Genomic DNA, 6,027 nt, shown 5'->3' with positions numbered 1-6,027 from the left:
ACAATACGCAGGACCCGACGCAGGGTCGCCTACTGCAGTACACCTATGTTCCGGGAGACGTAGGCGCACCATCGTTCCCGAACGTCTCAACGACACCGAATCCTGCCGCGAAGATCAGCTACACGCTAATGCGCCCTGGGATTCAGAACGCCTATGCCCAGCAGATGAGCCTGGGCCTGGAGCAGCAACTGGCTCGCGCAACGACTCTGGGACTTAGTTATCAACACACACGCGGCCTGCACCTGCTTTCGTCCGTCAATCGTAATATCAATCTCGACGGCACGCGGCCAGATAACTCGCGCGGCAACGTTCGCTACTACGATTCGTTGTTCGATTCGTATTACGACGGCTTCGCGGTCTCGCTGGTGCAGCGGCCGGTTTCATGGGGTTCAGCGCGGGTCTCGTATACCTGGTCGAAAGCCATCAACAATATCAGCGAGTTCTTCTTCTCCTCGCCGATCAATAACTTCGATCTCAATGTCGATCGAGGCCGTTCCGATGACGATCAGCGTCACCGCCTGGTCTTTGACTTCAGTGTTCACTCGCCAACCTCACACACGAGTACAGTGATGGGACATCTCACACACGGGTGGCAGTTCGGCGGAGTGCTGCAGTACTACTCACGGCTGCCGTTCAATATCGTGACCGGCGGACAGACGAAGCAGCAGACGACGCAGCGTCCCTGCACCGGTGGCTATTCATTGTCGGCGACAAATCCCTGCACGGAGGGTCTTGCCGGGGCGGTGATTGGCCGGAACACCGGCGTCGGGTTTGACTTCTTCGGAATGAATGCACGGCTAAACCGGACGATTGCTCTAACGGATCGAGTCCATCTGGAAGGGATCGCGGAGGCCTTCAACCTGCTGAACCACCGTAACGACATGCTGCCCAACGGAACCTGGGGAACGGGAGCCTATCCCACAACTTCCAGCTCAACCTTTGGTGCAGCCAACGGCGTAGGAGATCCGCGCAGCATCCAGCTCGCGGCCCGAATTAGTTTCTAACATCCTCATCAAACCTTGTCGGCCCTGTTATGCTCACTCTCGAAACCCGTGAGCCGAGCAACGCAGGGCCGAATTCTTCTTCTCGTCATCGTGCCACTCCTTGTGGGCACCGCTGTTGTCTGGCTTGTCCGTGGACGTCCGGGCATCCGGCTGACGCAGGTGCAGCGCATCTTTCCGGCGGATGGTCGTGAGCATCGCCTTGCGCACCTTGTTCGAAAAGGAACTGCCGAACTCCAGATCAGCAGCCTGCCCAATGTTGTTGCCACGCGAGTGCTGGAGGACGGTTCCGTCCTGGTGCAATCGCCGGTTCTGCCCGGCCATAGGTGGCTGCAGGTCACCTACGGTCCCAGGCTCCTGAGCATCCCGCTGGACTTCACGTCGGACGCAACCGACCTCTTCGGCGATGGCACGCCTGAGTATCTCCGCCTGCACAGCTCTGCCGACCGCGCCGCCTTCCGGCGCTGGTTCTCGTCTCTCGCCGATCTGGCGGCGGCGACCCCGCCGCAGAAGCTTCCGGCTGAGATCAACGACTGCGCCGCTCTGTTGCGCTGGTGCTACCGGGGAGCCCTACACGCCCACAACGAGGCCTGGCAGGAAACGCTGCCGATCGAGTTCGCCTTACCTTCCAGCTCTGTCAGCCAGTACGTCTATCCACTTACGCCTCTGGGAGCGAATCTCTTCCGTGTGCGCGATGGGAAGTATTCCCCGGTCGACCTGACCAACGACAGCTTCGCCCAGTTTGCCGACGCAAAGACGCTATGGCAGCGCAATACGTTCTTCGTCTCCCGTGATCTTCGCRCCGCCCGCGAGGGAGACCTGCTCTTTTTCCGGCAACTGGAACAGAACTCTCCTTACCATTCGATGATCGTGACCGGCAGCAAGCGAGACTGGGTAGTATATCACACTGGCCCCATCGGCTCAGGGCCAGGGGAGATCCGTCGTGTCGCACTGGAAGATCTTCTGGAACATCCCGATCCCCGTTGGAGACCGGTTTCACACAATACCAACTTCCTCGGCGTGTATCGTTGGTCTATCCTCCGAGAGGACCCTCAATGAGACCGCGTGGCCTCGCTCTCTTCGCTCTCCTCGCCGCCCTCGTCCTCACCTCAAACCCATCCGCACGCGCGCAAAGTTTCAACCTGAGCACAAGCAAGACCTTCGCTCCGGGTGACAAGCCGACGATCCATCTCTATACCCACGATGTGGACTCGCTGGAGTTCCGCATCTATCGCGTCGATGATCCGGTCAAGTTTGTCGAGAACCTGAAGGAGCTGCACTCCTTCGGCTCTGATTACTCGTATGGCTCCGAACACATCGATGAGCGGACCTGGCTGGAAAAGTTCCATGACTGGAAGGCCCAGCTCTGGCAGCGCATCCGTGACTTCTTCCGGTACCAGTTTTCGCGCGAAGCCCGCCACTCTATGCGCGCCAAACAGACATCGCTCTCCCGCCGCAGCCGCATCATCAACGAGGCCGAGTTTGCGCAGATCCCCATCCTCAATCAGCGCCAGCTTGTTGCCCGGTGGCGACAGGTTGTGCCCGCAACCTACGTCTCCGATAACAACGATCTCCCCATCCAGCAGAAGCTGGACGCGGGCCTTTACCTGTTGGAGGCGACGGACGGCCATCTAAAGGCCTACACACTGGTGATGGTCACTCCCATGGCGCTGGTCACGCGCACCAGCAACGGGGCCGTGCTTGCCTATGCCACAGACCGCATCAGCGGGAAGCCGCTCGAAGGCGTGAAGATCGATGCCGGCTTTGGACAGAGGGCGGTTGCTTCCGCCAGTACTGACGCGAACGGCGTCGCGCGGTTGCCGATGCCCGTCGACCATGCCCGTGAAGATGCCCTCTGGGTGGTCGCATCCAAAGAAAAGGACATTGCCGTCTCCACGCCGAGCACATGGGCCCTGACCTACAACTCTGAGAAAAAGTACGTGGGCTATGTCTACACCGAGCGGCCGGTCTACCGGCCGACACATACGGTGCACTGGAAGGCGATTGTCCGTGAGCACGCGAATAACCTGCTTACGGCGCCGAAACAGGGCAATATCCATGTCACTATCTCCGATGCGACTGATAAGGCCATCTTCGATCGCCAGATGACGTTGTCGCCCACCGGCACACTCTCAGGCGAGATCGACCTTCCGCGCGATGCCGCGCTCGGTTACTACACCGTCCGTGTCGGTGACCCACCAGGCGGGCTCTTCGCCAGCTTCCACGTCGAGGAGTACCGCAAGCCAGAGTATCGCGTGACTGTCACCTCAGCTCAGCGCCGCGTGCTTGAAGGTGCAACGATGCCGGTAACCATCGATTCGCGCTACTTCTTCGGCGAGCCCGTTGCCAATGCCAAAGTAAAGTACCGCATCTATCACGAGCGGCATTACTGGTGGGGCGGGGAAGAGGAGAGCGACGAATCTCCCAGCGAGTACAGCGGCGAAGATTCCAGCGGCTATGCCGGCGATGAAGAGAGTGAAAAGACCGGCAAACTCGATGCTAATGGTCTGCTGACCATCCAGGTCCCTACCATCGTCGATGAAAAGAACTTCGGCGACTACGACTACACGGTCGAGGCCGGCGTCACCGACGCAGCCAATCGCGAGATCACCGGGCGCGGCCGTTTCCTGGCGACCTATGGCACCTTCCGCATCAATATCGAGCCCATCAGTTATGCCGTCCACAACGGCGAAGCCGCCCGCTTCCGCGTAACCGCCGTGGACTACGACAATCACCCGGTTGCAGCGAAGGTGCACGTTCAGCTCAGGTACCGAAAGTATGGCCGCGACCCGCAGGTCATCGATGGCCCGGCAGTCGACATCACGACCGATGCCGGTGGTCAGGGTACCGGCCAGGTGACGGTGAATGAACCGAACTTCACGTCGACCCAACTGGTTGCGACCGCAACTCCGGTACAGCCAGGCACTCGCGGGCCGGTGGATACCACTTCGATCTGGGTGCTCGGCGCAGGACAGGCAGGATGGGGTGAGAGCTCCTCGACGACGCAGCTCATCGCCGATAAGAAGAGCTATGCTCCCGCCGATACGGCTCATCTCAGCCTGGTCTCTGACCAGCCCGGCTTCTACGCCCTGGTACTCGTCGAAGGCGATACGCTGCTTCGCCGCCAGTTGCTGCATGCTGACGGAACAACGCTCTCCTTCGATCTGCCGATCACCGCGGAGTCACAGCCGAATGTGAACGTCAGCGCTCTGTTTATCAAGAACAGCACGCTCTACCAGGCCAGCAAGATGCTGAAGGTGCCTCCTGCCCAGCAGCAGTTGCAGGTGGAGGTGACGCCGTCAAAAGACGTCTTCCAGCCGCAACAGCAAGCTAGCTACCAGATCACCACGCGTGACTTCGCCGGTAAGCCCGTCAGCGCCGACGTTAGCGTTGGTGTCGTTGACGAGGCAATCTATTCGCTCTATCCCGATAGCAGCGGCGATATGGTGAGGGCTCTCTATCCGCAGCGGTATGCGGAGGCGCAGACCGACTCCTCGTTGGACTTCTACTTCAGCGGCTCCGCCGGCAGCAAGTCACCCATGCTGGCCATGCGGTCGAACCGGTATCGTCCGCAACTGGCGCAGGTCAAACCCGGCAATGAGCAGAAACCCCGCGTCCGCAAGGCATTTCCGGATACCGCCTTCTGGCAGCCCAGTATCCATACCGACGCCGGCGGCCACGCAACGTTGAATCTCACCTTCCCAGACTCGCTGACGACGTGGCGTGCGACCGCGCGAGCCATTACCACGGACTCGAAGGCAGGCTCCACCATCAGCCGCGTCCTGGTGCGCAAGAATGTCCTGGTGCGGATGGGCAATCCGCGCTTCCTGCTCAAAGGGGATGAGCTCACCCTGCCGGTCATCGTTCACAACTATCTCGACACAGCAAAGGAAGCGACCATCTCCCTCGCCGTGGATGGCGTCGATACCGTGATCGGCAACCAGCAGAAGATCATCATCCCCAGTAAGGGTGAGGCAACGGCGCTATGGCGTCTGCGTGCCTCGCATGTGGGAACGGCGAAGCTTACCGCAACGGCCATCACCGATGCTGAGTCGGACGCTCTGGAGATCACCTTCCCGGTCGAACCGGCAGGTGTTGCTCGCAGCATCGCGCCGAGCGGCGTTCTGACGGGAGGCATAGCAAATGTGCCCATCAACTTCCCGGCTAATACCGATGCAGCCGCACACTCCATCCGCATTGACGTCAGCCCAACGATCGCCGGCTCGCTCTTCTCGGCGCTCGATTACCTGACCAGTTATCCCTACGGCTGCACCGAACAGACGATGTCCAGTTATCTGCCCAACGTCATCGTGGCCGAGACGCTGGCCAGGCTGAAGGTGCCTTCCGTAATCGATCCTGCCGATCTGCGGGCCAAGATGAACGCCGGTCTGGAACGCCTGCAGGACTATCAGCACGACGATGGCGGTTGGGGCTGGTGGAAGGAAGATGAGAGCCGCGTCCATATGACCTCGTATGTGGTCGCCGGTCTGGGTGCGGGAGCGGAATTTACGCCGCTGACGCCGGAGCAGCACTCGATGATGGGGCGCGGACGGCAGTATCYGAAGCAGCAGCTTCAGCAGCATCCGCGAATGCGTCCGGAGCTTCGCGCTGCCGTTGTCTATGCGCTGGCCATGGCCGGCGACAAACAGCTCGGCGAGGCGTTCGACACGCAGTACAGCCGCCGCAAGGACCTGGATGCTGAGCCCTTGGCAATGACGGGCCTGGCGATGTTGCAGGCCGGCGATAAGCGTGCAGGCGAGATCGCGGCGCTGCTGAAGTCCAAGGCCCAGCATCAGGGCGAGCTGGTCTTCTGGAAGAGCAGCTACGTCCCCACGCTCGATACCGAATATCCGAATGACACGGAAGCAACGGCCTATGTCCTGCGGTTGCTTGCCAAGGTCGACGCAAACGATGCCATGCTGCCGAATGCGGCACAGTGGCTGATGCTGGCGCGGAACAGCGGCGGATGGTGGGATTCCACCGAGCAGACCGCTACTGCTCTCTTCGGCCTGGTGGATTACCTCGC

Annotated in this window: 2 protein-coding genes and 1 pseudogene; all 3 read left to right on the top strand. The window is 60.5% G+C overall.

What is annotated here, in order from left to right; translation table 11 throughout:
* Positions 1 to 1,004: pseudogene (locus AB4043_RS11425) on the top strand (hypothetical protein); the annotation flags it as partial.
* A 48-nt stretch (positions 1,005 to 1,052) separates the two neighbouring features.
* A complete protein-coding gene (locus AB4043_RS11420; RefSeq protein WP_442307089.1) occupies positions 1,053 to 2,060 on the top strand; it encodes a DUF1175 family protein in 1,008 nt (335 codons plus the stop codon).
* Positions 2,057 to 6,027: alpha-2-macroglobulin family protein (locus AB4043_RS11415; protein ID WP_442307088.1), on the top strand; the 3,971-nt coding region annotated here is incomplete at its 3' end. The genes AB4043_RS11420 and AB4043_RS11415, both read left to right, overlap by 4 nt.

It is taken from the genome of Terriglobus sp. YAF25, from assembly GCF_052113305.1.
In the GTDB taxonomy this organism is placed as follows: domain Bacteria; phylum Acidobacteriota; class Terriglobia; order Terriglobales; family Acidobacteriaceae; genus Terriglobus.
The sequence above is the reverse complement of the archived record's forward strand: the minus strand, read 5'-3'. Positions and strand labels throughout refer to the sequence as shown.